The organism is Mesorhizobium sp. M1182 (assembly GCF_040318335.1).
Classification (GTDB): Bacteria; Pseudomonadota; Alphaproteobacteria; order Rhizobiales; family Rhizobiaceae; genus Mesorhizobium.
On sequence record NZ_JAMYMD010000021.1, the window covers coordinates 16,515 to 41,512 of the forward strand.

The window sequence follows — 24,998 nt, forward strand, 5'->3', positions numbered from 1 at the left end:
CGGCATAAACCTGTAAGTTGAACGGCATCAATCCGGAGGCCTATCTCGCCGACCTGATCGGCCGCGTCAGCGACCATCAGCCAATCGCATCGACGAGCTTCTCCCCTGGAACTGGCGCCCCCGATCCGACACCAGACTGGCGGCCTGACCGTGGCCGCGATCACCCGGGTCTACACCCTCCCGCTTGCCGCCGAAATGCTCGGCGAGGACGCCGAGCTGCTGTGGGAGGTCTATGTCGACATGGAACCGGAGGACGGTTGCCTCTGGGTCTACGGGCCCGACGATCAACAGATCCCCGCCTTCACAGACTTCGGCCTCGAATGCCTGACCGACTTCATCCGCGAACACAAAGCCAATCGCGGCAGAGGTGCAGAGGTCAAAATGATGGCCGGTAAGAGCCCCGGGTCATGACCGGGCGCTTACGCTTTAGGGGGCCTTTGCTCGCAAGAACGAAGGAGCGCCTCCAGTCCGGATATTTCAGTCTCGTGTGTCCCCCGTCAGCGCCTATGACACAGACTGAGGTTGTGATGGAAGGACGATTTGGGTCTCGTCACAGTGACGAAGGAACGAAGATGAGACCCGAGCAGCTCGCCACCCGCATCGTCTCCGAACAGGCGGAGATCTCGTCATCCCGCATCCGCCGCGGCGAAATCGATGAAGACGATGCTGGTCGCCTCAGGCCATGCAGAAGATCCCGCTCTACATCGACCAGACCGGCGGCATCTCGATCGCGCAGCTTGCCGCTCGCGCGCGCCGCCTCAAGCGCCAGCGAGGACTCAGTATCCTGGTCATCGACTCATGTCCCTCACCATGTGGCCCATTTCCTCAAGAAGTGTGGCTACCCATTCGACGGCCTGTAGCACTTCGGGATCGACATTGGCCGCGCCCCATCTGGTTCTGGTAACCCCTCCCTCCACGTGCCGGTGGTTGTGAGAATTCCTTACCTAGGGATGCCCTCGGCCAAGCGGTTCTTCAGAACAGCGCTGGCACGTCATGGCCGTCCCGACCGCGTCGTCATCGATGGTAACCAGACCAACCAGGAGGCTATCGTTTCCTGTGACATCACAAATCGCTTGCAGGATCGTTCCCGGCGTCGGCTGAAGCCGATCCGGATCTGCAAGAGTAAATACCTGAATAACCGGATCGAACAGGACCATCGGCGCATCAAGCGCCGCATCCGGTCAATGCTCGGCTTCAAATCACCAGCATCAGCCGCGATCATCCTAAACGGCATCGAAATGGTTCACATGATGCGTAAGCAACAGGCGAGGTTCGCCTTCAATCCGAATCCATCCCTGGCCGAGCAGTTCCAAATCCTTGCCGCGTGATTGGCCTCGTGTCAGACCTATCTGCACTCCCATTCAGCCGTTGCAACAAAACCCGACCACCTCCATGCCGTTGTCGAGGAGGAAATCCGTCAGCTTGCCGTCATCGGCGGCCGCCAGAACCGGAGCGGTCGTCACGAAGGCCAGCGCGGTCGCAAAAAGTGTCCCTCGCAGCCAGCCAGACCGAAGGTTCATCCAGGACTCCGGTTGTGGTGGCGGGACGAGAGGCAAGGTTCGAGGCAAAGTAAGTCACGTGGCGCCAGCTCCCCTTGGCACGGCTTACGAGGACTTCAAAAATCCCGTGTACGCCTCAAAAATGATATCCATATCGCTTTTCGATGCCGTCCAGCCCAAATATTCCGTCGTGCCCCCCGTGTTGAGAACGTAATCAATATTCGCAATAGCGAACTGCTCTGGATAAAGTAGTGTCAAGGCCGCTCTATCAAGCAATGAAAGAGCGGGCTTCAGAATAACCGCCGGTATGGGAAGAAGGATCGATCTTGAGCTGGCTCGCCGGACCAGTTCTCGGAGAAGCTCTTTGACAGTGGGCGGTTCGCAGGAGCCGAGATGAAATGGACCAAGCGGGCAATTTCTTTCTACGGCCGCCAGCGCAGCAGAGACGCAATCCTCAACGGCAATCATTTGATAGCGGTTTTTGCCAGTGCCTATTAGCGGGATAGGCAAGCCTGCTCTAATCAGTCGAAAGAGCTTCGTCAATATTCCAAGGCGCCCGGCACCAGCGATAAGTCTTGGACGAAATATGGTCGCATGGAGGCCGAACTCCCTACACGCTTGCATCAGAAGCCGCTCCGCTCCGACCTTGCTCCTACCGTACGGTCCGATCGGACGTTGCATATCGGTCGGATTGACCGGTGTGTGATCTGGTTTTCCGTAGGTCATGTCCGTGGAAAAAAAAACAAGTCGTTGCGTGGAGCCCGCCGAGATTGCGTCCAGCAGGCAGCGGGTGCCATTCACGTTCACGTCAGCAAACCATTCGTCTCGATTTCTATGGGGTACACCACGGTGAAATTGACGTGCTGCAAGATGATAGACCACATCATCGCGCTGGAGATGAAGCTTCCTCAGGTCTCGATGCTGCCGTACGTCACCTCTTACGAAAGCTACCGAGTTGTTGGTCGCTAGTGGCTCATCGAGATCAAATATGACGACCTTCTCTCCCCGCCGGGCGAGAGCGGATGCCATGTACGTTCCAGTAAAACCTGCCCCTCCGGTAATGACGTGTCGCATCGGGCTACGCCGTCCGACTAATTAAGACGGTGCCGAGGCAAATCAACGCGATGCCAACCAGTCTTGCAAGCGGTATTGCTTCGCCGAGTAGAAGGAAGCTGAAGACGACTGCAATTACATACCCAATCGATAGCATTGGATACGCAACGCTAACTTGATTGCTTGAGAGCACAGCCAGCCACAATAGGACGCTGATTGCATAACAGGACAGGCCGCCCCACAGATAGAAATTGCTCAAAACTGTCCAAAGCAATGTTATTGGCTGGCCTATAGACGGTAAGGTGCCAAGCGTCAGCATAGCCATACGCAAAGCAATTTGAGCTAGTGCATTCATGCTTACGCTAAAAAAGATCAGTGCGAATGATGAAGGGGTCAAGGTGTCCTCTTGTCGGGCTATGCAAGTAGAGTGTTGTAGCTAGAGACCCCTGCAAAGTTCCGGAAATTAACCCGGCAAGAAGCATCAGGTACCTTTCTAGCGCGTAGAAGCGACTGAACAAATTCGAGGTCATCCTTGACCAGACAGCCCTTCAGATGACGAGACCGTTGATGCCATAGTGCGAGTAGATTTTAAGGATGTGCAACAGAATCAGTTGCCGCCGATCTCGACCATGGGCTTGCGCCAATGTGGGTTTCCTCGGAGATTCGGGTTCCAAGGCCACCGGCGAGGATTACAGCTTTCATTCTTGGCTCCATTTCTGGCCATCTGGCCGTTGTCGCCTGGCTTCACGGCAGGATTGCTCCGCCGGCGCGGCGGGGCGTACGGGCTTTAACAGAAATTGGCGACCAACTCGGTAATCCCGGTTAACGAAGAGGGGATCGAACGTAGCGGCGGCGACATAGTCCGCACTCCCAGCCCCAAAGGAGGCCATGACACTGGCTTGGTCGAGATGATGCTTGCGCTCCGGTTCGATCAGCACCCACGCCTTGGCCAGATCAGAGCAGTCCTCAAGTCCGATCGTTTCCACCGCCACCGCGTTACTGCCGGGAGCCCATCCCATCAGCCATGGAAGACCTAGCGCTCGCGTCTCGAGCACATACAGCAGGCTCGGCGAGTCGCCAGTGAGATCGACCACAGGGGCGCCAGCTTCGAGGCCGGCCGCACGAGCCTTGGATCTGGCCGTGGCCAGATAGTGGTGGAGGGATTCCGCGATCACCAATTTTCCACCACCCGGCATGGGCATGACAGCGGTATAAGCGCGCTGATCTTTGACGTCATAGGGCGGGTTGAGGATGCTATCATTGATGACTGCTGCAGTGAGCAACTGTGCCAACACACTCAGCGGCAGTAGGGTGACGAGACTGTGTCTCTCTTGCCCAAGAGGGCTCAGGAAAGCAACTACCGCGAGCATCCAGAACAAGGCGTCGAACGAACCAAGGTACCAGTAATTGAGATTGGAGCCCAGTGCGAACACGTGCGGCAGGACCAAAAAGGTTAGCGCTAGAGCGATGCTGGTGGCAGGCTGGGTGCGCACAACCAATTCCTTACGATAGAGCATCGCGCCCAGGCATGTGAAGGCCAGCACCAGGAATAGGGTTGAGGGCTGGATGCTGATTGGATCGATCCCCAGCAGCGCAATCGCTATTGTTACGATGAACACCGCAGCGAGCGCCAGCGATGGGAGCAACTTGTCCGCAGACCCCATGAGAATGCTAAGCAGAAGAGCCATCGCCAGTAACACAGTGATAGCGACTTGCGAGCGACTGGTGGCAAGCCAGTCGATCCGTAAGCTGAGAAACACCTCGTGTCCGTTACCCAGCAGGATTTCCATATCAGCGCTCCTAATCATACGGGTCACCAGCCCGGTGACGCCGCCGTCGATCAGGTAGGCGGTCATAATCAGCAGAGCGAGAGCGACCAGCGCCGCGCCGAGCATGGGCAGCAGCGACTTTCGGCGCAAAACGACGTTGAGGATAACTACGAGGGCAATGGCCGCAGCGGTGGTCGGCTTGGCCATGAAACAGCACCCGCCGCCAATGCCGACCAGGATCCACCCCAAGATTTGGCGCACGCGCCCTGGTCGGTCGGCCAGTAACAAGCCGATCATTATGATCAAAAGCGATTGAAAGGCCAGCGTGTAGTAATTGGGGGTGAGCGTCAGCCGGACGCGAAAGACGAGCGATGCCATGCTGGCGATCCCTGCCGATAGCACCGCCGCCTGCAGCCAGCCCACTGTCCACAGGCGCCGGATCACAAGGAAGCTGAGGATCCAGCCCAGCGCCACGGTAAGCGTGACGTTCGCCATGCGAAGCACTGCAATATCGCCCCCCACCCACTGATACGGCCAGTGATAAACGAAGCCGAAAAGGGAGGGCGGAGAATTGATAGCGTAGGGGAATGGGTTTGCGATGAAGTTGAGGTAGAGACCTTCGTCCTCGAGATTGAAACCGTAATTGCTGTAGTATAGCAACCAAGCGAACAGGATTGCTGTGGTTACGGCGGATAGAGCCAGCAAAGTCCGCTCCAGCAAGAGCGACAACGTCCTTCCATTGGCAAAGTGGTTCTCTCTTGCCATAGGCCCTTCCTGCCAGCCTCCTAGACGAGGCCCATTCCATGGATAGCGTCAAGGAGCTTCTAACCGACCTGAGCCCCGCAATCGCCTACGAGAATTGGTAGGGTCGCTCACCTCGTGCTCTGCCATGGGGTTCTCTGATCGCGGAGCTGATTGCAAGCTCCTTTTCAGCGTATCCATGTTCCTGCCGGCTCTGTGGTTCTCTTCGCGGTTAACACTGGGTCGCCGCATGTTAGCGTTCGGGACGTGGGTGCCTCAATGTAATCGACGCAGTACCTTAAATTAGGGCTGCCTCCCCATCTACGAGATCACCGACGCCATCGTCCCGGCAGGATCACCGCCGAAAGGGCGAATTTTGTTTAATGCTTAGCTGGTGATCACGCGGTCGCCTCCTCCTTCGACCAGCGAAATTCGCTGCCGTCGATCCAGATCCGATGCATGATCACAGCCAGTTTGCGGGCGACGGCCACTCGGGCTTGCTGCATATCCGGCGCGCCAGGCGCGCGCCCCACGCTTTGAGCGCAGACCATCTGGCGACCCGTGCCAACAGAGTGCCCGCGGCCTCGAAGAGATAGGTGCGTGAGCGTGTCACCGCATTTTGAGACCGACCCGTCACGATCGACTTCTCCCGACTAATCTGAGCTAAGCCGTAGGCGTCATTGTCATCAGTCTTGTTCAGCTGAACCGACAATGCCGCCTTCGCATGCCTGGCATCAAGGCAGACGGCAGGAAGGCCGTTTTCCCGGAGTGCGTGCCAATGCCATGTGCACAACGGTCCTGTTTCCAGGCCAATCTTCACAACTGATGGTGCATGCTTGCAAATGGCTTCAGTCAAGGCTTCAGGTGTTGAGGCAACCTTGTCACGCCAAACCACGGCGCCGACTTCGTCAAGAACGCATACTGATGTCAGGTCGAGGGAAACATCCAGACCAACAAAGTGCTTCGTCATTCCATTTCTCCACATGGCGAGATCAAACGTCAGCAGTCTAGCCGAGTGCTGGATGCTCCGCGATCACGCCATGTAACGGGCCGCCAAGCAAGCCGCTCGCTGCGCTACGGCGCTGTGAGTGGCGCGCTCCGCTCGCGGCCTGCTTGGCGCAGCGGCGGTCGTCCCTCACACTGATGGTGTGAACGGCGTCATGGCCGAAGCCAGCGCTAAATATCAAGGAGAGACGACCATGGACCATTATGCCGGTATCGACGGTGCGCCGTGACGGCGCGGGAGGTGAACATGGAATAGCCACCTCTCAAGCTTGCTGGATTTTCGACCGGCGGCTGCAATGCCGCCCCGCCTACAGGAGCATTAGGCGGAAGGGGGCCGAGAAGCTCAACCGGGCGTCGCCGGTTGGGTGTCATAAGCAGATCGGCCTGAACTGTACCGGGTGCGGACCATCGGCCGCAGGCCGGGCTACCACAATGTCTATGGCGAGATAACGAAGTGAGCGCTGGAAGCCTCGGATTCAACCGGTAACGCCTCCAAGTCGCGCGATGGCGTGGGAGGTAAGAAGCGATCAGACGCGGTGGGGCTCATCGATCTCCACTGCTGGGTGCGCGGAACGCACCCGAGACGGGGGAGGCTCTCACGGCCCTGTCTCCTGTATCGCCTGGGGTAAAGCTCACCGCCTATGGGCATGAAGGTTGGAAATCGGAACACGGGAACTCGGATCGTCTGCCCGGTACGGAACTGGGCTCGCCGCGACGGCCGGAGATGGACGACACCGAGGGCGGAGCTTCCGTAGTAGTCGGAGGGCGGGAAAGCCGTGCACAGGGCGAAGGGAAGCAGGAAGACGGTAGACTTGCATGACGGAGGAGTGATCTGTGGACATGGATCACCAGACCGACGAGGCCTGGGTACTCGGCGTTCAGCGCAAACTCTATCAGTGGAGTAAGGCAAATTCCGAAGACGCGTGGCGGGACATGTGGGGTTGGGTCACCGACCTGCGCGTGCTGCGTCACGCCTGGCAGCGCGTAGCCTCCAATCGAGGCCGACGCACGGCTGGGATCGACGGGATGACCGTGGGCCGCATCCGGAATGGGATCGGTGAGCAACGCTTCCTCGAAGGGCTTCAGGCCGAGTTGCGCTCTGGCGCATACCGACCAAGTCCCGCGCGGCGCAAGCTCATCCCCGAGGCCGGCAAACCAGGGCAATTCCGACCCCTGGGCATTCCCACGGTCAAGGATCGCGTCGTCCAAAGCGCGGTCAAGACACTTCTGGAGCCAATCTTCGAGGCGCGGTTCTGGCATGTCTCCTATGGGTTCAGGCCCGGGCGGAGCACGCACGGCGCCTTGGAGTATATCCGACGGGCTGCCCTCCCGCATAAACGCGACAGGGACACTCGGCGGAGTCGGATGCCGTATCCATGGGTCATCAAGGGCGACATCAAGGGCTGCTTCGACAACATCAGCCATCATCCTCTATTGGAAATGCTACGCAAGCGCGTCGCTGACCGGAGGGTGATGAAGCTGATCGGGCAATTCCTGAAAGCCGGTGTTCTCTCCGAGGATCAGCTCCTTCGTACAGAGGCCGGAACCCCTCAGGGCGGGATTATCTCACCACTGCTTGCCAACATCGCGCTCAGCGCGATCGAAGAGCGGTACGAACGGTGGGTGTATCAGCGCACCAAGGCTCATGCCGACCGTCAATGTGACGGGAGGACCGCGGCAGGCAGAGCGCGCTACTGGGATCGCATGGCTGGTCGCTGTGTGTTCCTGCCTGTGCGCTACGCCGACGATTTTGTGGTGCTGGTGTCCGGTACGCAGGAGATGCCCTCGCGGAGAAGACCGCGCTGGCGGACTACTTGCGCCGGACCACAGGCCTTGAGTTGTCGCCGGAAAAGACGAAGGTCACGGCCATGACAAGCGGGTTCGAGTTCCTCGGATTCTGCTTTGTCATGCACTGGGATAGACGCTACGGCTACGGCCCACGCGTCGAGATTCCCAAGACAAAGGCCGCCGATCTGCGTTGGAAGGTCAAGGCACGTACGGGTACGAGTTCCGCCCGGTGCAGTCTGGCTTCCAAGCTTCAGGAGCTCAATCCCATCCTGCGCGGGTGGGCGAACTATTACCGTCACTGTGCCTACGCCGGCCGGGTGTTCACCAGTCTCGACTGGTACACTGGCATGAGGGTAGAGCGCTGGTTGCGGAAGAAGCGCCCCAAAGCGCGGTCGCGTGACATCTGGGCGGCCTATCAGCCCAGCAGTCGCCGGCCGACGAGACGGCTCTGGCGCGAGGGATTGGTCGAGCAACACATGCTCGCCTTGGACCCCCGTATGCCGCTTCCGTCTCGCAAGGATGGATATGCCTGACTTTACCATGTCTTCTGGAGAGCCGGGTGCGTAACGAAAGACGCATGCCCGGTTCGGGGAGAGGCGGTGAGAAACCGGTCGCTGCAAGGCGGCGCGGCGCTTACCTACTCAACTGTCATTGGAATACTCGAGCGTGTGCGTTGTCGATGCAAGCGGCAAGATCATTCGCGAGAGCAAGGTGGCAAGCGAGCCGGAGGCGTTGATTGCATGGTTTGCTTCGCTCGGCCTTCCTCTGGTTCGGATCGGCCTGGAAGCCGGGCCGCTGTCGCAATGGCTCTATCCGGCAAATGCGGCAAGCGGGACTGGCGGTGGAGCTGCTGGAGACGCGGCATGTGCGCGACGCCTTCAAGGCGATGCCGGTGAAGTCGGACCGTAATGACGCGCGTGGGATCGCGCAGCTGATGCGGCTTGGCTGGTTCCGACCGGTGCATTGCAAGTCGCTGGCCGCGCAAGAGGTGCGGGCGGTGCTGACGGCGCGCAAGCTCATTCAATCGAAGCTGAGGGATATCGAGAACAGTGTGCGCGGCATCTTGCGCGGCTTCGGGCTGAAGGTCGGCAAGACCACACCGCGCGGCTTTGCCGGGCGCATCCACGAACTGGTAGCTGGCCATCCGAACCTGAAGATGGTGGCCGCGGCGCTGCTTTCTGTGCATGCCGTGCTATTGCGCGAGTTCCAAGCTTTCGAGAAGCAGGTTCGCGCGCTGGTGCGCCGGGACGCCAGGGCCAGGCGGTTGATGTCGACGTCGGGTCGGTCCGATCGTCGCGCTCACCTATGCTTCTGCGATCGACGATCCAGGGCGATTTTGCTCGTCGAAGCAGGCGGGTGCGCATTTCGGCCTGACCCCGAAGAAGTATCAATCCGGCGAGACCGATTATAGCGGCCGCGTCAGCAAGATCGGCGATGCCGCGGTGCGCACGGCGCTCTATGAGGCCGCCCACATCATGCTAGCCGCTCAAGGGCTGCACGGAGCTCAAAAGCTGGGCGATGCGGATCGGCCGGCGGGCCGGGATCAAGAGGGCCAAGGTGGCGCTGGCGCGCAAGCTTGCGGGATCCTCGCACCGCATGCTCGCCGACGGAACTGTCTTCAACGTCGCGGCCAAGAAGACGACGGCAGCCGCTTAAGGAAGGGAGAACCACGGTTTTCGGGACAGGTCACGACACCAGGCCTTCCCGAAGCGAAGTCCCGTCGCCGGGTCGAGGGATCAGCAACGCACCTGAGCCGGCACGTCGGGGAATGAGGAAGGCAAGAACCGCATGGGCAAATGATCGATCAGATCGGGGTCAGGAAAACCAGTCCTGGACATAGAGCCTCATGAGCTCGCACTTTCAGATTTGGATCTGATCCACGCATCACCATACCGGCCCGCGGCATGTGGAAGGCCGCAAACGAAGGTCTGACACAAGTCCGCACTCGATCACACGCTCAAAAGTTCAAATTTTCCTTGCAAAGCGGCTGGCATTCACACAAGTCCAAGGCATCGTGCTCTCCAGCGAATTTTCGCAAATCCGACGGAACCACAACCTGCTGAAATCATGGAACGGATACTGACGCCACCAGCAGATGGGGCGCAGCCGATCCTGGCAGCGCACCCTGGCCCGCCGTCCTGATGTCGATTTTGTCGAGTGCGCGACATAGGGCAGGAGTTCTGTCCCAATTTCATGCACGTAATTGAATAATATGCGAGAAAACTCTTCCTGGCCTCTTTCTGCACAGTTGGCACGACTTTTGATGCTCCTTTGCTGCAATGCAGCCGGACTTTTCGAAAAGATTCAGCTTGGGCGCAAAACGAAGGAAGAGACAACATGTCAGGTCGGCGCGAGTTCACATCTCCGGAGTTGAGGGCGTATCCGGAGGTTCACCACTCTCCACGTTCCCCCCGCCGTGTCGACCTGGGGCATGAAGAAATTGGTGCGGCAGCGACGCCTTAGGCCACATCGCTGCGTGGACGCTCTCGAGGAAGCGACATTCATGCGGCGACATTCGGCGGTGCCGCCGCCAAGCAGAATAGAAATGCCGATCCTTCCCGTTCGAATCCGGTCCAGATAGTTCTGTTTTCCTCTTTGATGAGGTTGCAGCGATGACTCTGATTAGAGCTTCAAGGTGTAAGACGATGATAATTAATCTCTGCTGCTTTGACCGTCAGATACCTTTAGTTTGTGACTTGGATGGCACTCTGATAAAGTCGGATAGCTTCCATGAGAACTTCTGTCAAGCCTTGTTTCATTCGCCGCAGCGCCTGTTTCGCTCCGTTCCAGGATGGTTTAACCGCGCGGCTCTGAAACAGACGTTGGCAAACATTCGTCCGATTGAAGCGCGGGCGCTTCCATATCGTGAAGAGGTGTTGGATCTGATACGTGGTGCGCACGCTGACGGCCGTGAAATTCATCTCGTCACGGCAGCTGACCAGAGCATAGCTGACAACGTTATTTCTCATCTTGGCGGGTTCGATGGAGCGAAGGGCAGCGATGGCTCCTTAAATCTCAAGAGCCACAACAAGCTGAAATGGCTTCAGGAAAGCTTTCCCAATGGGTTCATCTATGCGGGCGACAGTGCTGCGGATCTCCCTATTTGGGAGGCGGCCGCCGGAGCCGTTCTTGTTGGCACCGCAGTAAGGTACGCAAGTCAACTCCGCAACGCTGGCGTCGAGGTTAGGACAATCATCCCAGAAAAAGACGAGTCGGTGAAGGACTGGCTGTCTGAACTCAGGATACACCAGTGGTCGAAGAATGTGCTGATCTTCGTTCCGCTGTTTCTTGCCCATACAGTGGGCGACTTTCGTGTCGTCATGAAGACGGCGATCGCCTTCCTTGCTGTCGGTCTCGTTGCTTCTTCAACGTACGTCATCAACGATCTGGCCGATTTGGAGGCGGACCGGGCGCATGCGACCAAGCGCTTCAGGGCGCTTGCCGCCGGCAGAATTAGCATCATCAACGGCTTTTTGGCGAGCATATTCCTGCTCGCTACAGGGCTTGGAATGGCCTGGCTTTTGCACCCTCGATTCGCGCTGGCTGTTTCAAGCTATCTGGCGCTGACATTAGCATATTCATTCTGCTTCAAGCGTTACGCCCTGCTTGATGTGACGGTGATTGGAAGTCTGTTCACATTGAGGATCGTCATGGGGCAGGTGCTGAACGATTTCGAATTCTCGCCGTGGCTTTTTTCGTTCTCATCCATGCTCTTCTTTTCGCTGTCGCTGGCGAAGCGTCATGTGGAGGTGATGCATGCGCACTCCGAAGGAAAGGACGTTATCAAGGGGCGGGGATATTTGCCCGACGATTGGCCTCTCACCTTGGGTTATGGCCTTGCTTCCGCGTCGGCTTCGATCGTCATCATGCTGATTTTCGTTGTGCTCGACCCCAGAGTGACCGAAGCATATCACAATTCCGTATGGCTCTTTGTCGCGCCGGCCGGCGTGTTCATATGGCTGCAAAGGATCTGGATCCTGAGTCATCGCATGGACATGCCTGACGATCCGGTAGTCTTTGCGCTCAAGGACAAGACTAGCTATCTAATCGGCGCCTGCATCGCTTTGGCGTTTGCCTTGGCTTTATAACACACAGGCATCGCGTGCATGCAATCGACAATCGCAGTGACCTTTGAGTCGATTCCTATGCCCACGCCATGAATAACGGTAGCAACCTCCGTGTAATCGGAGCGGTCCCGTAGGGCTTGAAGTGAGCCTATCCCGATCACTTCGGCACGACTCCGAGGAAGGTACATCGAGTTTATTCGCTGATCCGCAATCCGCTGCGGTCGAACAGATTGACGGCCGGCACGTACGGCTTAAGGCGCACGGTCGATCCCGGCTGCAGCGCCAGACGTTCAGACGAAATCGCCGTTATCAGGGTGTCGGCGACTTTCGCAATGATCTGCGTCGACGATCCCATGGGCTCGATGACGACGACTTCCGCTGGAAAGCCCGCGTCGTCAAGCTTGAGATGCTCCGGACGAATTCCGTATGTCGCGGCGTCGCCGTCCGCGCCGGCAGGGAGCGGCAGATGCGTGGCGCCATTCGCGACAAACCGCCCGTCCTGCACCTTCCCGGGTATGAAGTTCATCGATGGCGAGCCGATGAAGCCGGCCACAAACACGTTTCGCGGGCGATCGTAAAGATCAAGCGGCGACCCGACCTGTTCGATGACGCCGTCTCGCATGACGACAATCCTGTCAGCCATGGTCATGGCCTCGATCTGATCGTGCGTGACGTAGACGATAGTCGTTTTGAGCCGCTGGTGCAGCTGCTTGATTTCCGTGCGCATCTGCACCCTGAGCTGCGTATCAAGGTTGCTTAGCGGCTCATCGAAGAGAAACACCTGTGGGTCGCGCACGATCGCTCGGCCCATGGCGACGCGCTGGCGTTGACCGCCAGAAAGCTGCCTGGGATAGCGTTTGAGGAGATCGGTAATGTTTAGGATCCTGGCCGCATTGGCGACCTTCTCCTCGATGACTTTTTTCGGCGTTTTCATGAGTCTAAGCGCATAGCTCATGTTCTGCTCCACCGTCATATGCGGATAGAGGGCGTAATTCTGAAACACGAGCGCTACGTCGCGATCCCTGGGCCTGAGATCGTTGACGACTCTGGAGCCGATCTCGATGGATCCTTCGGAAATGCCTTCCAGGCCGGCTATCATGCGTAGAAGCGTGGACTTCCCGCAGCCCGAAGGGCCCACCAGGACAACAAACTCACCATCGGCCATCTGAGTGGAGACGCCCTTGAGCGCATGATAGGTGCCGTAATGTTTTTGGACGTAGTTGATAGAAACGCTAGCCATTTACTTCTCCAAGGCGGGCAGGAACATGCGACTGCGGATCGCTGTCTCTGCTCATCATTGTTTTACTGCTCCGGCGAGGATGCCCTCCACCAGCTGACGCTGGACACGCACAAGAATCGGAACCAGCGGCAATAATATCAGGACACCGCCGGCCGCGATGAGATCGTAGGGGGTCCTGTTGACCCCCTCACGTACAGGGATCTCGAACAGACGTACCGTGAGAAGCCGGGTGTCGGGCGTTATTGTGAGTGTGAACGCGAATAGGAAATCGTTCCAGCCGGCAATGAAGAGTAGAAGGAAGGTCACCGCAAATCCGGGCAGTGCGATCGGAAAGATGATCCGGAAAAACGTGTCGAGCAGGCGTGACCCGTCTACCGCGGCCGCCTCGTCGAGCTCTTTCGGAATGGCCTTGAAGTAAGAAAACAGGGTAAGGAATGCAACCGGGACGAATTCAGCTGCGAACACAAGGATCAGCCCAATATGGGTGTCAAGGAGTCGCAGATCCTTGTAGGCAAGAAAAATCGGGCCGAGCGTGACCATGCCTGGGATCGCGATCGTCGCAACCAGCATTCCGTATAGAATCGCTTTGCCGGGGAACTCCATTCGGCTGAAGCCGTAAGCGGAGATGCCGCCAAGGATCGTTGCAGCAAGCGCGGCCGTGCCGGCGACAAGAACGGTATTTGCCAAGGTTCGCCAGTAACTCCACGCCTCAATTACGAACGGGTAGCTCTCAATGGTTAGGTTATGCGGCCAGAGGGTCGGTGGTAGCCGATAAGCCTCAGATTGGGTCTTCAACGATGTGATGACCATGTAGTAGATGGGAAAAGTTATGAACAGCAGGACGATCACAAGCAGAATGTAAAGGATCGTTCGGCTCGCCACGCGATTTGTTTGAATTGTCTTGATCATAATGTTCCTCAACGGCTTGCGCGGTAGAGACGCCAGGCGAAGAAGCCGCCGATGGCTACCGTCAGGAGGAGCAGCAGAACGTTGATCGCCGAGCCGTAACCGTAGCGTAGCTCCTGGAAGAAGCGCTGGTAGGCATAGAGAGCAAGCGTCTGCGTGGCCGTTCCGGGGCCGCCCCGCGTCACGCCGCTGATCTGCTCGAAAGTCTGGATCTCGCCCATGCCACGGAACATCAGGACCAGGTATGTAGTAGGCTTCAGAAGCGGCAGGGTGATGGTAAAGAACTTCTGGATCGCGTTCGCGCCGTCGAGCTCGGCCGCCTCATAAACATCCCGAGGCAGGGCGCCGAGGCCGGCCATGAAGATCAGAATGCACCAGGACAGGTTCTTCCATACGGTGACAACAATGACGGAGAATTTCGCCGTCGTTGCGTCACTCAGCCAGCGGACGGGCTCGTGGATGATGCCCAGATCGCGGAGCACCTCGTTGAGGATGCCACCATCTTCGTAATACATAATCTTCCAGACAGTTGCCGCGAGTAGGGGCGCCATCACCCAAGGCAAGAGCATAAGGAAGTTGCTGATCCAGCGGCCCCGCAGGTTCTGCATGAGGAGGATCGCGATAAGCAGGCCCAGGATTGTCTCGAGGGTGATGCTGACAATTGTGTAAAAGATGGTGAACGTCAGGGATGATAGCAGGGTCTGGTCTTGAAACAGAGCCACATAATTCTGCAGGCCGATGAATCGAGGACGCCCCATCATCGAACTGTTGGTAAGGCTCAGGTAGAGGGTTTGCACCAAAGGCAACAAAGTAAACGCGAGCCGCAGCAGAATTGCCGGCAGCACGATGCAATATGCGATCAGCGCGATGTTGGAAGCCGGACGGTATTTGGGCGCAACTGGCAAACTGGGCGCCGATATCGTTGATGTCGTTCTCATGTTATCCCCGAAATGGGTGGCGACGAAACTCCCGACGCCGGGGCGCCGGGAGCTCCGGGACGCCAGCGGCGGGCTGTCTAGCCGCGAATACTCTTGTATTCCTCGACGGCCCACGCCTGTGCATCCTCTGGAGACTTCTCACCCGAGAGGACGTAGCTGCCCAGATGATCGAACATCGACCACAGCTGCGTGACCGCCGGGTTGCTGACGATTGGCTCGCGGAACTTCGCTCCGCGAATCATGTCAGCCCATCCCGGGCCGGCCGTGAGAATTGGCAGTGTCTTTACCAGCTGCGGATCGTCGAACAGCGATTTGTAGGGCGGAGCCACGCTCGTTGCGATGGCGATTTCACGGATGATGTCCTTGCTCGACAGCCAGGTAAGAAGCTCTTTGGCTGCGTCCTTCTTCTGGGAGAACTTCGATAGCAGGAAGCCCCAACCGTGTACCAGGCCGACATCTGACGATGGCCCTTTCGGCCAGCGTGCGACGCCCAGATTATCCTTGGTGACCACAGTGTTGTCCAGGCCCACGATGGTGTTGTAGCTATCTTCATAGGACCACCACATCGCCGCCTTGCCAGCAGCGGCAAGCGCGTCGACTGCGGATGAATCCTCGCTGACCGTCGATGGGGGGGTGATCTTGTCCGTGTGGACCCAGTCATACATGAATTGAAGCGCCGACAACGTCGCCGGATCGCCTAGCGTTGCTAAATCGGCACCCGCCTGGTTGAGCGTCAAGAGTACGGTGTTGAATGCGTGCCCCTCACCGCCCAGCGGCCGCCAGCCGCACACCCGGTCCTTCGTGGCGCTCTTGGCAGCCGCCACCATTTCCTCCCAGGTCGTGGGCGCCTTGGCTACCATCGACTTGTTGAAGAAGAATGGCTCGAGGCCCACCATGAAAAAACTACGGTATACGCCGCCGACGGCATTGTTGAGTACAGTCACATTATCGACGGTGTCGCCGCTGTTCTTCGTCCAGGCATCCGTTCCGCTGAGATCTTCGGCCCAGCCGTTCATTCCCCAGAGACCGCTGATTAGGTCATCAGCCATCATCAAGTCGATACCGGAATACCCGGTCTGTCCCCAAAGAGTGATTTTCTGCATCACGTCATTCCACTTGGTGGGCATGACATCGTAGTTGATGGCGACGCCTGCCTCTTTGCCGGCGCGCTTGAAAATCTCTTTCAACTTCGGGCTGCTCCAGCCCATCATGTTGATCGTCGTTGCGGACTGCGCGCGCACATAGGGCGATGAAAGTCCGATCGCGACACCCGCCACGGCTGACGTCTTCAAGAAGTTTCTTCGATTCATGGAACGCATGCTTTCCTCCCGTTATTTGGAACGACAATCATTTCACCGCACCTCGCGGCATCCTCCCGTCAATCGACGGATCTCTCCTCAGTCCTTCTCAGGCGACGTCGCTAAACTCCGGTACGAAAACGGTCTCACCGTCCTTCATGGCTGACATGTGCGCGGCGATCCCCGGCGCCGTCCAAGCCGCGGCGGTCAGGGCGTCGATCGACGAAGGCCTATTCTCGACCATGCTGCGCACGAATTCGTGCACCAGATGGGGATGCGAGCCGCTGTGACCGCCGCCTTGGACGAACGAAAGGTGTTTGCCGTCCGAAAACACGGCCTTGCGGGTAAACTGCGAAATTTCTTCCGGAAGCAAGTCTTGCCGATCGGGCGCCTCCACCGCCTGGTGAAGGATTTTGCGGCCTCTGCCCGAGCCCGGCTGCGGGATCGAAAAGATCAAGGGATCTTCCTCTTCGATCTGCTGCCATTCGAAGCCGAGCTTTTCGCCGTAAATCGCAAACGATTCCGAATAGGGCCGCACGGTCTGGAAGAGCGAGCGCGTCACTTCGACGGCGACGTCGCTGTCTTCCAAACGGAAAATCGCCGTCTCGACCGGAAACGGATTGCCATATCTCTGCCGCCGCTCTTCCGGCAGACGGCCGGAACCGAAGCAGTGAACCTTCCTAACGCGCCTGTTGAGAAGTCGCAGCACCGGCGAGATCGCGTGCGTCATGTAGTGGTGCGGCGGAAGGCCATACCAATAGTCCGGCCATCCTTCCATATCCTGCATATGACCGCCGCGCGCGAAGGAAATCTCGCCAAACTCACCCTTGTCGAAGCGGTCTTGGACCATCAGGAACTCGCGCGTGAAAACGGCGGTTTCCATCATCATGTAATTCTTGCCGGACTCCCGCTGGGCGCGGATTATCGCCTCGATGTCCTCGAAGCTCGTCGCCATCGGGACGGTACATGCACAATGCTTACCGGCATTGAGGACCGCAACGGTCTGCTGAGCGTGCAGCGGGATCGGCGTCACCAGATGAACGGCATCGACCTCGTCATCAGCCAGAATCTCTTCCAGGCTCGCATAGCGTCTTTCGATTCCGAATCGTGAGCAGGCGGCTGTGAGCTTTTCGGCATTCGAGTCGCAGATACCCACCCATTCCACATCGGGATGGTCGCGGTAAACCGGCGCGAACTCTGCTCCAAAGCCAACGCCAACCAATGCCACTCGAAGCCTTAGCGCCGTCTCCTTCATATCGTCCTCTCTCGACATGCATATCACCAAGGAAGACGGTTAAACGTTTATTTCAGAAATAAAAGGTTTAATTATGGCTTTCGGGAATTTTTTTTGCATAAGGTCATTCTGTCCAACGGGAGGAGGGCCTCGATGCCCGCTGCAAAGAATTCATCTGGCGTCCGGCCATCCATCCACAACGTTGCGGCCTATGCTGGCGTCTCGATCGCAACGGTTTCCAAGGTGATGCATGGCGACAAAACCGTGCGCCCAGAGAACGTGAAAAGTGTCCAGAATGCAATCGAAGCGCTCGGCTATCGCATTAATCCGCTCGCCGCCGACCTGCGCCGTGGCCGCCGGAATCTGATCGGTATCATCGTCCCCTCTTATGACGATCCCTACTACGCGTCCCTGATTGGCGCGCTCGAGCGGGAGGCGGAGAGGCGCGGATACGCACTTGCCGCAACCTCCAGTAGGAATTCGGAGAAGCGCGAACTGGAGCTAGTCGGCCGTATGGAAGACTGGCGCGTGAGCGGGGTTATTCTCGTGCCTGTCAAAAACGAGAACGGGCCCAGCGCTCGCGCGCTCAACGAAAGCGAGATGGCCGCTGTCTTCATAGACAACGTCACGGGCGGAAATGGCACGGAAACGATTGCCTTCGACTATCATGCGGCCATTCGTGACATCGTAGCCCAGACTGCCAGGCTTGGTCACAAACGGATCCTTGTGCCCGTGCAGGATCAGAAGAGCCAAAGCCAAATGCGCCTCGCATCCTACTTGGTCGAGCAGCTGAAAGCCGCTGTGCCTGGCGCTGATATTCAGGTGCTTCCGTCGCCCTTCCGGCGTGAAAAGCTCGCGGAAGCGCTGGCAGAGATTTTTGGATCGGCCGAGCGACCAACCCTTGTACTGTCGTTTTGCGAGCTGGCGATCACGTTATGCCTGAATGTCGCGCGCCGTCTCGAATGGCACGTTCCCGATGATCTGTCGCTCTTCTCCTTCAAACCGGCGGCCTGGATGCGTGCTATGGAGCCCGCCATAGGCGTTGTGCAACTGCCGATCGACAACGCAGCTGTGACAATTATGGACACCATTTTTCAGAAGATAGAGAATAATGCCACAGCAAGCCGCGACTGGCTCCTCCCGTGCAAAGTCGATTTTGGCCAGTCCTTGACGACGCCACGTGCGCGGGTCCGTCGCAAATTTGGCTGATTGCACGCGCGGAGCAGCTTGGTCACTGCGGGCGGCGGTCGAACGTCAATATCGGGAACGGCAGCCAGTTCCACCAGCAGGTAAATCAATGTCTCAATGTCGGCAGCATATTGCGTAGCAGTGTGAACCAGCGCCAACGACTCCGATGACGCGCCTCTTGCTGACGCAAGGCCATGAGGTAATGCTAATCGCGCCGCAATGGCAATTAACTCGGTGCCCTACAGCGGCCGCATTGCATCGCCGGAGGGAAGCGCGCTCGCGGCCGTGTTGATGATATCCGACGAGTTCTGCCTGCCTCGTCGTCGACGACGGCCTCAGCGTCTGTCAGCCCGCCTAAAACGCGTCATCACGGACAGCACCCATAGATATGCCGACCACACGTCAAGTCTGGGAGCCGGCTTGTGCGGAGGCATCGAGTTCCTCCTCGGGGATATCGTCGAACGAGGCGTAGTTGAGGTTGTAGAGCTTGGAATAGAGGCCCCCCAGGGCTATTAGCTGGTCGTGGTTGCCAGTCGCAATGACTTGGCCATTCTGAAGCACGATGATGCGGTCGGCACCCCGGGTCGTGGCAAGACGGTGGGCGATCACGAGGCCAGTGCGGCCTTCAAGCAGCTTTATCAGAGCCTTCTGAATCTGCATTTCCGTGTAGCTGTCGATGTTGGCGGTAGCTTCGTCGAGCACGAGGATCTTGGCGTCGGCGACGAGGGCGCGGGCGAAACTGATAAGCTGGCGCTGGCCGAGAGATAGGTTGTCGCCGCGTTCGCCAAGTTGGGTCTCATACCCGTCGGCGAGGCTCATTATGAAGTCGTGGGCGCCGACCGCCTTGGCGGCCTCGATCACCTTGTCGCGCGTGGCTTCCGTCTTGTGGTATCGAATGTTCTCGAAGACCGTCCCGGTGAACAGGAACGGCTCCTGCAGCACCATGGCGACCTGGCGGCCGAGCGATTCCTGGGTGAGATCGCGCACATCATGTCCGCCGACCAGCACTTGGCCCTGCTGAACATCATAGAAGCGGTGGACCAGGGCCATCGCGCTCGATTTGCCAGAACCGCTCGGCCCGACCAGTGCGACCGTCTCGCCGGGATTGACCCGGAAGGAGACATTTTTCAGCACCGAACGGTTCGGATTGTAGCCGAAGGTGACGTCCCTGAACTCGACCGAGCCGTCCATTTCGGGCGAAAGCACCTCGGCATTGGGTTTGTCCTGAACATCGATCTTGACGTCGAGCACATCGGTCAGGCGCTTGCCTGAGGCCATGGCGCGCTGCATGACCGAATATTGCAGGGTGAGTGAGCGGATCGGGTCAAAGAAGCGCTGGATGTAAAACAGGTAGGCTACCAAAACCCCCACATCTATGCGGCCATTCATGACCATCGAGCCGCCGACCACAATAACGGCGGCCATGGCGAGTCCGGTGAGGCCATCGACGATAGGCACCATGACCAGTGCATATTTGGCAGCGATCAGGTGGGTCCTGAGGTTGGCATGGGCCTTGTCGTCAAAAAGAATGAAATTCACCTGCTGGCGGTCCATGGACTGGACGGTGCGCACGCCGTGAATGGCTTCGGCCAGGGCGCCGTTGACGACGGAATTGGTCTCGTGTGCTGCCATGAAGGCGTCGCGGGCACGCGGCAGCCAGACGATGCACGTACATGTCGACGCGGTCGTGGGCGAGGCCGAGCGCGCTCTTCGAGGCGCGGTCAAACTTCAGCATTTCATAAGCCTGCGCCGCAAAAGCGCGGACGACGCGGATGCCTGCGAGATTTTCCTCGATCACGCGGCTTAGGACCGAAAGCCTCTCCTGCAGGTCGAGCCAGGTGGCGCGCAGCCTAAGCTATGTGATCGACGAGCGCCAGGCGACGAAAGGCACGAAGCTCAGCGCTACGAGGCCGAGCACCGGGTCGGTGGAGATCATCATGTAGGCGCCGATTCCGATCAGCATGGTGAGCAGGAGCGCGCGAACCAGGGCGGTGGAAAAATACATCCGCACGCCCTCGAGATCGAGCATGCCGATGGTGATCAGATCGCCTGAACGCACCCCGTCGTGAAAGGAAAAACTGAGACGCTGGATCTTCTCGTAACAAGCGAGCCGCAGTTCGTACGCGACGTGATGCCCGACCGCTTCGGCAAAATAGTTCTGCGCCATCGTGAAAAGGGCCGCGCAGCGCGCTGACGGCGAGCAGGAGGAGAGCCGAAATCCAGAGCGCTTGTTCCCCCGCGGCCCCGCTGACACTGCCCCCGATGGCCGTCTGACTCTGGTCGACGGCCCGGCCAAGAAGCTGGGGAATGAGCAGCTGGAGGATTACCGCTATGAGTGTCGAGCCGATGGCGAAGGCGACCTGCCACGGGCGCCGCAAATTCATACGCGTAACGCGTAGCAGCGTGCTCAAGCCCCGGCCCCAGCCGGCCGCTTCCACAGGCGTGAACGAATTCAGAGGCTTCGTCGCGCTGCCAATAACATCACTGCTCACGGGGTGTATTCCAGGCTGAATTTTGCGCCTTCTGAGGCAAGCGACGACTCACCATCAAAGGCGCCCGACATGCTAATCCTGGCCACCATCTGCAGCAGGGCCTAGCGGCGGATTGTGCCAAACGCCTCAGCCTGCTGCCGAATGGCTTTCTCCGTGGGCAGGCGTTCCATCGAGCTGGCGCCGTAAAAGCCGTGGCAGGTGCGTGTCCGGGACAGGACGTAGGCCGCATCCTCTGGCATGGAGATCGGACCGCCGTGGCACAGCACGATGATGTCGTCACGCACCGCCAGAGCAGCGGCTGACCATTCGTCGATATGGGCGATGCAATCGTCGAGGGTCAACATGGTTTCGGCACCAATCGAGCCGCCGGTGGTCAGGCCCAGATGGCAGACGATGATGTTGGCGCCGGCCCTGGCCATCGCCGCCGCATCCTGGCTGGAGAACACATAGGGCGTCGTCAGCATGTCCTTTTTTGCTGCGCGGGCGATCATCTCGATCTCCAGCGCATAACTCATGCCGGTCTCTTCGAGGTTGGCGCGAAAGGTGCCGTCGATGAGCCCGACGGTTGGGAAGTTCTGTACACCGGCGAAACCCATCGCCTTCAACTGGTCTAGGAACAGGTCGGGGAGCATGAAAGGGTCCGTGCCGTTGACGCCGGCCAGAACCGGCGTGTGCTTGACCACCGGCAGCACCTCGCGCGCCATCTCAACAACGATGTCGTTTGCATTGCCATAAGCCATGAGCCCGGCGAGCGAACCACGGCCGGCCATGCGGTAGCGGCCGGAATTGTAAATGACAATTAGGTCGACGCCCCCAGCCTCCTCGGCCTTGGCCGATATGCCGGTGCCGGCGCCCCCGCCGATAATGGGCGTGCCGGCAGCGATTTTGGCTCTAAGCCTGGCGAGGATGTCGGCGCGGCAAAGTGAACTCATGGCGGGTCCTAAAGCTGGGCGATATCGCGGAAATTGAGGATGAGTTGCTCGGCGAATGCAGGCTCGTTGAGGTGGAGGTCGAGTTCGATGAGCTCGCGGTTGGGTGCCGCCTGCCAGCCGGATCGCATCGTATCGAACAGCGCGGCATCGGCCTCGGCATCGTGGAAGGGCTGGCCGGGGGCATCAATGGCCGACACGCCGCGCAACGGCAGCAGGAAGCGGACCGGGCCCTGCATGCGATTGAGCCGAGAGACGATGAATTCGCCGATCCGGCGGTTCTCCTCGGGAGTCGTGCGCATCAGCGTCACTTGGGCATTGTGCACATGTAGGCGCCGGTTGCAGAATTGCCGTGGCACGCTGTCCATCGCGCCGAAATTCACCATGTCCACGGCGCCGACAGAGCCGACATAGGGCAGCTTCGTGCGAATGACTGCCCCAAAGCGATCCTCGGTCGCTGGAAAGACGCCGCCAATCAGCAGGTCGGGCACTTCGGTGGTGGTGACATCGATGAGGCCTGCGACCAAGCCTGAATCGGCGAGCTTTTCCATCGATTGTCCGCCCATGCCAGTGGCGTGGAAGATATAGACCTCATGGGTCTTTTCCATCTGTTGGCGCACCATGGTCACGCAGGAGGTGGTGACGCCAAACATGCTCATGCCGAGGCCCGGTTTATCAGCCTGCGAGACCGGCACGGCATTAAGCGCCATGCCGGCAGCGGCGTGGGCGGCATTGCCGATGACCTTGCGCGATATAGCGTTGAGGCCGGCTATATCGACCACCGAATACATCATCGTGAGGTCGGTGGGCCCGACATAGGGCGCAGTATTGCCGGAGGCGACGGTCGAAACCATCACCTTGGGCACACCGACCGGCAGGGTGCGCATGGCCTCGGTGACGAGGGCCGTATTGCCGGTGCCGCCTAGGCCCAGTACCGCGCCGATATCGGTTCGGCTGGCGAGAAAACGCGTCAGGGCCTTGGCCATGGCGGAAACTGCCACGCCTCGATCGACGAGCCCCTCCAGCGCTTCCTTGCCATCGGGATGATGGGCAGCAACGACCGAGGCGGCGACACCCGCGTCTTCTCCTACCCCCTGCGTACCGACATCGACCAGTACTGGTTCTCCTCCAGCGTTTCGTACCTGTTCGGCGGCATAGCGCAATTCCAGGGCCTTTGTGTCCATCGTTCCCACCACATAGACCTTCGCCATATCTCCCTCTCTCACTCGACACGCGCCATTATCTCGTTGTCATAGAAAAACCGCTTGTTACATATTGCATATTCCTTAGCAGATTGTATATAGTGGAGGAAATTAGGAATTGCAAATGAACGCACCACGCCATCTCACCCTGCGCGAGCGCATCTACGAGGAGATCGTCCGGATGATCGTGTCAGGCGAATTGCCATCGGGCGCGCCGCTAGATGAAAAGGCGCTGACCGAGAAGCTGCAGGTTAGTCGCACGCCGTTCCGGGAGGCGCTGGGGACCCTCAGCAAGGAGGGGCTGATCGAGATTAGGCCGTATCGCGGTTTCTTCGTGCGCAGCTTCTCGCGCAAGGAAATCGACGGGCTCTATGAATTGCGCAAGGTCCTCGAATGTTTCGCGGTGGAACTAGCCGTGCCGCATATGAGCAACCACCACATCGCTGCCTTCGAGCGCATCTTAGGCAGCGCCGTCGATGCATTGCGACGTGGGGACATGCAGGATTATGGCAAATACGACCGAGAGTTCCACGAGATGATTGCCGCGCTTTCCGACAACGCTGCGTTGATCGAAACACTTAGCCGCCTGGCTTTGCAGATCCAGATCGGGCGTGTCATCGCCAACGAGAGTCATGCCTTTGCCGAACAGGCTGCGCGCGAACGCGACGACATTTTGGCAGCCTTCCGGCGGCGCGATACGCGCGGCGCTGTCGCGCTGATGCACACGCATATTTCGGACGTTCAACAGGCTGTGCTGGCGCGTTTCGGCGAGGAGAGCGTGAGCCTACAAAAGGAAGGGGGCTGAACTGTTTCCATCGGACTTGCGGCCACGCAGGCTCAAGTCCAGTGGCATCTCGACCACTCTCGTGACTGCGCCGCGAGTTCGGTTTCCACTGTGGCGCGGGTAGATTGACGGCGCCAAACAGGCCCCGAGGGAGAAGGCGAAGAATGGACGCCGAGAGTTTTGTGGCGCGAGCCAGTGAAGGCGAGCGGATGGAGACAGGCTGGGGGGAGCTGAACTGGAAGGTCACCGACAGCGTCATGGCAGGAGCCGAGATGACCTTGGGTACCTGCTATATTAAGCCGGGAGAGCGCAATCAGCTGCACTCCCACCCCAATTGCGAGGAATTCCTGCATGTCCTGTCTGGCGTCTGCGAGCATCGGCTGGATAACGTGACGGTGACCCTGAGGGCCGGGGACACCATTCGCATACCGCGCAATATCAAGCATTGGGCGCGGGCGATCGGTGCCGAGCCGCTCCTTGCGCTGATCATGTTTTCCTCCGGCAAGCGGCAGGCCGTCAACCATGAAGGCGACGGCGGCGGTGTAGCCTGATTTTCTGACGGCGGCTGCGCCGCTTCCAGCTACCACAGGCGTGATTCGCTGTGAAGACGGACGCCAAAGCTTGACCGCCTGTGGATATTGTATATTCTTTGCGCATATGAATGCAGATTCAAGGCGGGAGTGAGCGGCTGAACGCTGTTTAGACATCGCGCGATCACAGGGTGGTCGTGTCCGGGGAGTTGGCAACGGACAGGAGGGGCGCGTCTCGATCGATCGTCACATCGGCGCAGCGTGCCACCAGGATGCTGGAAAAGAATGGCATTTCCTGTGCCGCTACCGCGGCTAAGGCGATTTCGCGACACATG

The 24,998-nt window shown here is 58.8% G+C and carries 18 protein-coding genes and 8 pseudogenes; 11 read left to right on the forward strand and 15 right to left on the reverse strand.

Going from position 1 to position 24,998, the window contains the following annotated elements; translation table 11 throughout:
- Nucleotides 1–150: 150 nt before the first annotated feature.
- The 3 genes and pseudogenes from NKH33_RS22075 to NKH33_RS22085 all read left to right on the forward strand — a co-directional run.
- Nucleotides 151–411 (forward strand): hypothetical protein, encoded by a 261-nt coding sequence (locus tag NKH33_RS22075; protein ID WP_352921457.1) that lies wholly within the window; start codon nucleotides 151–153, stop codon nucleotides 409–411.
- Nucleotides 412–569: 158 nt separating this feature from the next.
- Nucleotides 570–796 (forward strand): annotated as a pseudogene (locus NKH33_RS22080) (DnaB-like helicase C-terminal domain-containing protein); the annotation flags it as partial.
- A gap of 154 nt (nucleotides 797–950) precedes the next feature.
- Nucleotides 951–1,328, forward strand: a pseudogene (locus NKH33_RS22085) (DDE-type integrase/transposase/recombinase); the annotation flags it as partial.
- Between the two features lie 54 nt (nucleotides 1,329–1,382).
- On the opposite strand, the pseudogene NKH33_RS22090 reads toward NKH33_RS22085, so the two are convergent.
- The 6 genes and pseudogenes from NKH33_RS22090 to NKH33_RS22110 all read right to left on the reverse strand — a co-directional run.
- Nucleotides 1,383–1,520, reverse strand: a pseudogene (locus NKH33_RS22090) (insulinase family protein); the annotation flags it as partial.
- Between the two features lie 84 nt (nucleotides 1,521–1,604).
- Nucleotides 1,605–2,573 (reverse strand): NAD-dependent epimerase/dehydratase family protein, encoded by a 969-nt coding sequence (locus NKH33_RS22095; RefSeq protein ID WP_352907454.1) that lies wholly within the window; start codon nucleotides 2,571–2,573, stop codon nucleotides 1,605–1,607.
- 4 nt (nucleotides 2,574–2,577) lie between these two features.
- Nucleotides 2,578–2,907 carry an EamA family transporter gene (locus NKH33_RS33265; RefSeq protein WP_502906753.1) on the reverse strand — a complete coding sequence of 110 codons (330 nt, stop codon included), beginning with the start codon at nucleotides 2,905–2,907 and terminating at the stop codon, nucleotides 2,578–2,580.
- Between the two features lie 196 nt (nucleotides 2,908–3,103).
- Nucleotides 3,104–3,254: pseudogene (locus NKH33_RS22100) on the reverse strand (sugar phosphate nucleotidyltransferase); the annotation flags it as partial.
- Nucleotides 3,251–5,086, reverse strand: coding sequence for a hypothetical protein (locus NKH33_RS22105; RefSeq protein ID WP_352921459.1), 1,836 nt, complete (start codon nucleotides 5,084–5,086; stop codon nucleotides 3,251–3,253). The gene NKH33_RS22105 and the pseudogene NKH33_RS22100, both read right to left, overlap by 4 nt.
- Nucleotides 5,087–5,460: 374 nt before the next feature.
- Nucleotides 5,461–6,032, reverse strand: a pseudogene (locus NKH33_RS22110) (IS110 family transposase).
- 118 nt (nucleotides 6,033–6,150) lie between these two features.
- On the opposite strand from NKH33_RS22110, the gene NKH33_RS22115 reads away from it, so the two are divergent.
- The 5 genes and pseudogenes from NKH33_RS22115 (at nucleotide 6,151) to NKH33_RS22135 (ending at nucleotide 11,943) form a co-directional block, all read left to right on the forward strand.
- Nucleotides 6,151–6,297 (forward strand): hypothetical protein, encoded by a 147-nt coding sequence (locus NKH33_RS22115; protein ID WP_352921461.1) that lies wholly within the window; start codon nucleotides 6,151–6,153, stop codon nucleotides 6,295–6,297.
- Between the two features lie 610 nt (nucleotides 6,298–6,907).
- Nucleotides 6,908–7,939 (forward strand): reverse transcriptase domain-containing protein, encoded by a 1,032-nt coding sequence (locus NKH33_RS22120; protein WP_352921463.1) that lies wholly within the window; start codon nucleotides 6,908–6,910, stop codon nucleotides 7,937–7,939.
- A 35-nt stretch (nucleotides 7,940–7,974) separates the two neighbouring features.
- Nucleotides 7,975–8,388, forward strand: coding sequence for a group II intron maturase-specific domain-containing protein (locus NKH33_RS22125; RefSeq protein WP_352921465.1), 414 nt, complete (start codon nucleotides 7,975–7,977; stop codon nucleotides 8,386–8,388).
- A 112-nt stretch (nucleotides 8,389–8,500) separates the two neighbouring features.
- A pseudogene (locus tag NKH33_RS22130) lies at nucleotides 8,501–9,511 on the forward strand (IS110 family RNA-guided transposase).
- Nucleotides 9,512–10,500: 989 nt separating this feature from the next.
- Nucleotides 10,501–11,943, forward strand: a complete 1,443-nt coding sequence (locus NKH33_RS22135; RefSeq protein ID WP_352921467.1) for a UbiA family prenyltransferase — start codon at nucleotides 10,501–10,503, stop codon at nucleotides 11,941–11,943.
- A gap of 172 nt (nucleotides 11,944–12,115) precedes the next feature.
- Here NKH33_RS22135 and NKH33_RS22140 read toward each other — a convergent pair whose 3' ends face one another.
- From NKH33_RS22140 to NKH33_RS22160, 5 genes are all read right to left on the reverse strand, one after another.
- Entirely contained in the window at nucleotides 12,116–13,162 is a 1,047-nt protein-coding gene (locus NKH33_RS22140; protein WP_352921469.1) for an ABC transporter ATP-binding protein, read from the reverse strand.
- 54 nt (nucleotides 13,163–13,216) lie between these two features.
- Nucleotides 13,217–14,071 (reverse strand): carbohydrate ABC transporter permease, encoded by an 855-nt coding sequence (locus tag NKH33_RS22145; protein WP_352921471.1) that lies wholly within the window; start codon nucleotides 14,069–14,071, stop codon nucleotides 13,217–13,219.
- A gap of 8 nt (nucleotides 14,072–14,079) precedes the next feature.
- Nucleotides 14,080–15,006 (reverse strand): carbohydrate ABC transporter permease, encoded by a 927-nt coding sequence (locus NKH33_RS22150; protein ID WP_352921473.1) that lies wholly within the window; start codon nucleotides 15,004–15,006, stop codon nucleotides 14,080–14,082.
- 77 nt (nucleotides 15,007–15,083) lie between these two features.
- Nucleotides 15,084–16,325, reverse strand: coding sequence for a substrate-binding domain-containing protein (locus NKH33_RS22155; protein ID WP_352921474.1), 1,242 nt, complete (start codon nucleotides 16,323–16,325; stop codon nucleotides 15,084–15,086).
- A gap of 88 nt (nucleotides 16,326–16,413) precedes the next feature.
- Nucleotides 16,414–17,577 carry a Gfo/Idh/MocA family protein gene (locus tag NKH33_RS22160; RefSeq protein ID WP_352921476.1) on the reverse strand — a complete coding sequence of 388 codons (1,164 nt, stop codon included), beginning with the start codon at nucleotides 17,575–17,577 and terminating at the stop codon, nucleotides 16,414–16,416.
- A gap of 114 nt (nucleotides 17,578–17,691) precedes the next feature.
- Between NKH33_RS22160 and NKH33_RS22165 the strand changes: the two genes are divergently transcribed.
- The gene (locus NKH33_RS22165) at nucleotides 17,692–18,747 is read left to right on the forward strand and encodes a LacI family DNA-binding transcriptional regulator (protein WP_352921478.1); all 1,056 of its coding nucleotides are present in this window, start codon (nucleotides 17,692–17,694) and stop codon (nucleotides 18,745–18,747) included.
- A gap of 381 nt (nucleotides 18,748–19,128) precedes the next feature.
- On the opposite strand, the pseudogene NKH33_RS22170 reads toward NKH33_RS22165, so the two are convergent.
- The 4 genes and pseudogenes from NKH33_RS22170 to NKH33_RS22185 form a co-directional block, all read right to left on the reverse strand.
- Nucleotides 19,129–20,391: pseudogene (locus NKH33_RS22170) on the reverse strand (ABC transporter ATP-binding protein); the annotation flags it as partial.
- Nucleotides 20,378–21,218, reverse strand: a pseudogene (locus NKH33_RS22175) (ABC transporter transmembrane domain-containing protein); the annotation flags it as partial. The pseudogenes NKH33_RS22170 and NKH33_RS22175, both read right to left, overlap by 14 nt.
- Before the next feature lie 101 nt (nucleotides 21,219–21,319).
- Nucleotides 21,320–22,150, reverse strand: coding sequence for a phosphoenolpyruvate hydrolase family protein (locus tag NKH33_RS22180; RefSeq protein WP_352921480.1), 831 nt, complete (start codon nucleotides 22,148–22,150; stop codon nucleotides 21,320–21,322).
- A gap of 8 nt (nucleotides 22,151–22,158) precedes the next feature.
- Nucleotides 22,159–23,358 carry a Tm-1-like ATP-binding domain-containing protein gene (locus tag NKH33_RS22185; protein ID WP_352921482.1) on the reverse strand — a complete coding sequence of 400 codons (1,200 nt, stop codon included), beginning with the start codon at nucleotides 23,356–23,358 and terminating at the stop codon, nucleotides 22,159–22,161.
- 115 nt (nucleotides 23,359–23,473) lie between these two features.
- Between NKH33_RS22185 and NKH33_RS22190 the strand changes: the two genes are divergently transcribed.
- The gene (locus tag NKH33_RS22190; protein WP_352921484.1) at nucleotides 23,474–24,154 is read left to right on the forward strand and encodes a GntR family transcriptional regulator; all 681 of its coding nucleotides are present in this window, start codon (nucleotides 23,474–23,476) and stop codon (nucleotides 24,152–24,154) included.
- 143 nt (nucleotides 24,155–24,297) lie between these two features.
- The gene (locus tag NKH33_RS22195) at nucleotides 24,298–24,684 is read left to right on the forward strand and encodes a cupin domain-containing protein (protein ID WP_352907445.1); all 387 of its coding nucleotides are present in this window, start codon (nucleotides 24,298–24,300) and stop codon (nucleotides 24,682–24,684) included.
- Nucleotides 24,685–24,998: the final 314 nt, after the last annotated feature.

What these genes read in the sequence shown, in the direction of transcription:
- NKH33_RS22095 (WP_352907454.1), bottom strand. Translation starts at nt 2,573, where the DNA reads ATGCGACACGTCATTACCGGAGGGGCAGGTTTTACTGGAACGTACATG.
- NKH33_RS33265 (WP_502906753.1), bottom strand. Translation starts at nt 2,907, where the DNA reads ATGAATGCACTAGCTCAAATTGCTTTGCGTATGGCTATGCTGACGCTT.
- NKH33_RS22105 (WP_352921459.1), bottom strand. Translation starts at nt 5,086, where the DNA reads ATGGCAAGAGAGAACCACTTTGCCAATGGAAGGACGTTGTCGCTCTTG.
- NKH33_RS22120 (WP_352921463.1), top strand. Translation starts at nt 6,908, where the DNA reads ATGGATCACCAGACCGACGAGGCCTGGGTACTCGGCGTTCAGCGCAAA.
- NKH33_RS22125 (WP_352921465.1), top strand. Translation starts at nt 7,975, where the DNA reads ATGCACTGGGATAGACGCTACGGCTACGGCCCACGCGTCGAGATTCCC.
- NKH33_RS22135 (WP_352921467.1), top strand. Translation starts at nt 10,501, where the DNA reads ATGATAATTAATCTCTGCTGCTTTGACCGTCAGATACCTTTAGTTTGT.
- NKH33_RS22140 (WP_352921469.1), bottom strand. Translation starts at nt 13,162, where the DNA reads ATGGCTAGCGTTTCTATCAACTACGTCCAAAAACATTACGGCACCTAT.
- NKH33_RS22145 (WP_352921471.1), bottom strand. Translation starts at nt 14,071, where the DNA reads ATGATCAAGACAATTCAAACAAATCGCGTGGCGAGCCGAACGATCCTT.
- NKH33_RS22150 (WP_352921473.1), bottom strand. Translation starts at nt 15,006, where the DNA reads ATGAGAACGACATCAACGATATCGGCGCCCAGTTTGCCAGTTGCGCCC.
- NKH33_RS22155 (WP_352921474.1), bottom strand. Translation starts at nt 16,325, where the DNA reads ATGCGTTCCATGAATCGAAGAAACTTCTTGAAGACGTCAGCCGTGGCG.
- NKH33_RS22160 (WP_352921476.1), bottom strand. Translation starts at nt 17,577, where the DNA reads ATGTCGAGAGAGGACGATATGAAGGAGACGGCGCTAAGGCTTCGAGTG.
- NKH33_RS22165 (WP_352921478.1), top strand. Translation starts at nt 17,692, where the DNA reads ATGCCCGCTGCAAAGAATTCATCTGGCGTCCGGCCATCCATCCACAAC.
- NKH33_RS22180 (WP_352921480.1), bottom strand. Translation starts at nt 22,150, where the DNA reads ATGAGTTCACTTTGCCGCGCCGACATCCTCGCCAGGCTTAGAGCCAAA.
- NKH33_RS22185 (WP_352921482.1), bottom strand. Translation starts at nt 23,358, where the DNA reads ATGGCGAAGGTCTATGTGGTGGGAACGATGGACACAAAGGCCCTGGAA.
- NKH33_RS22190 (WP_352921484.1), top strand. Translation starts at nt 23,474, where the DNA reads ATGAACGCACCACGCCATCTCACCCTGCGCGAGCGCATCTACGAGGAG.
- NKH33_RS22195 (WP_352907445.1), top strand. Translation starts at nt 24,298, where the DNA reads ATGGACGCCGAGAGTTTTGTGGCGCGAGCCAGTGAAGGCGAGCGGATG.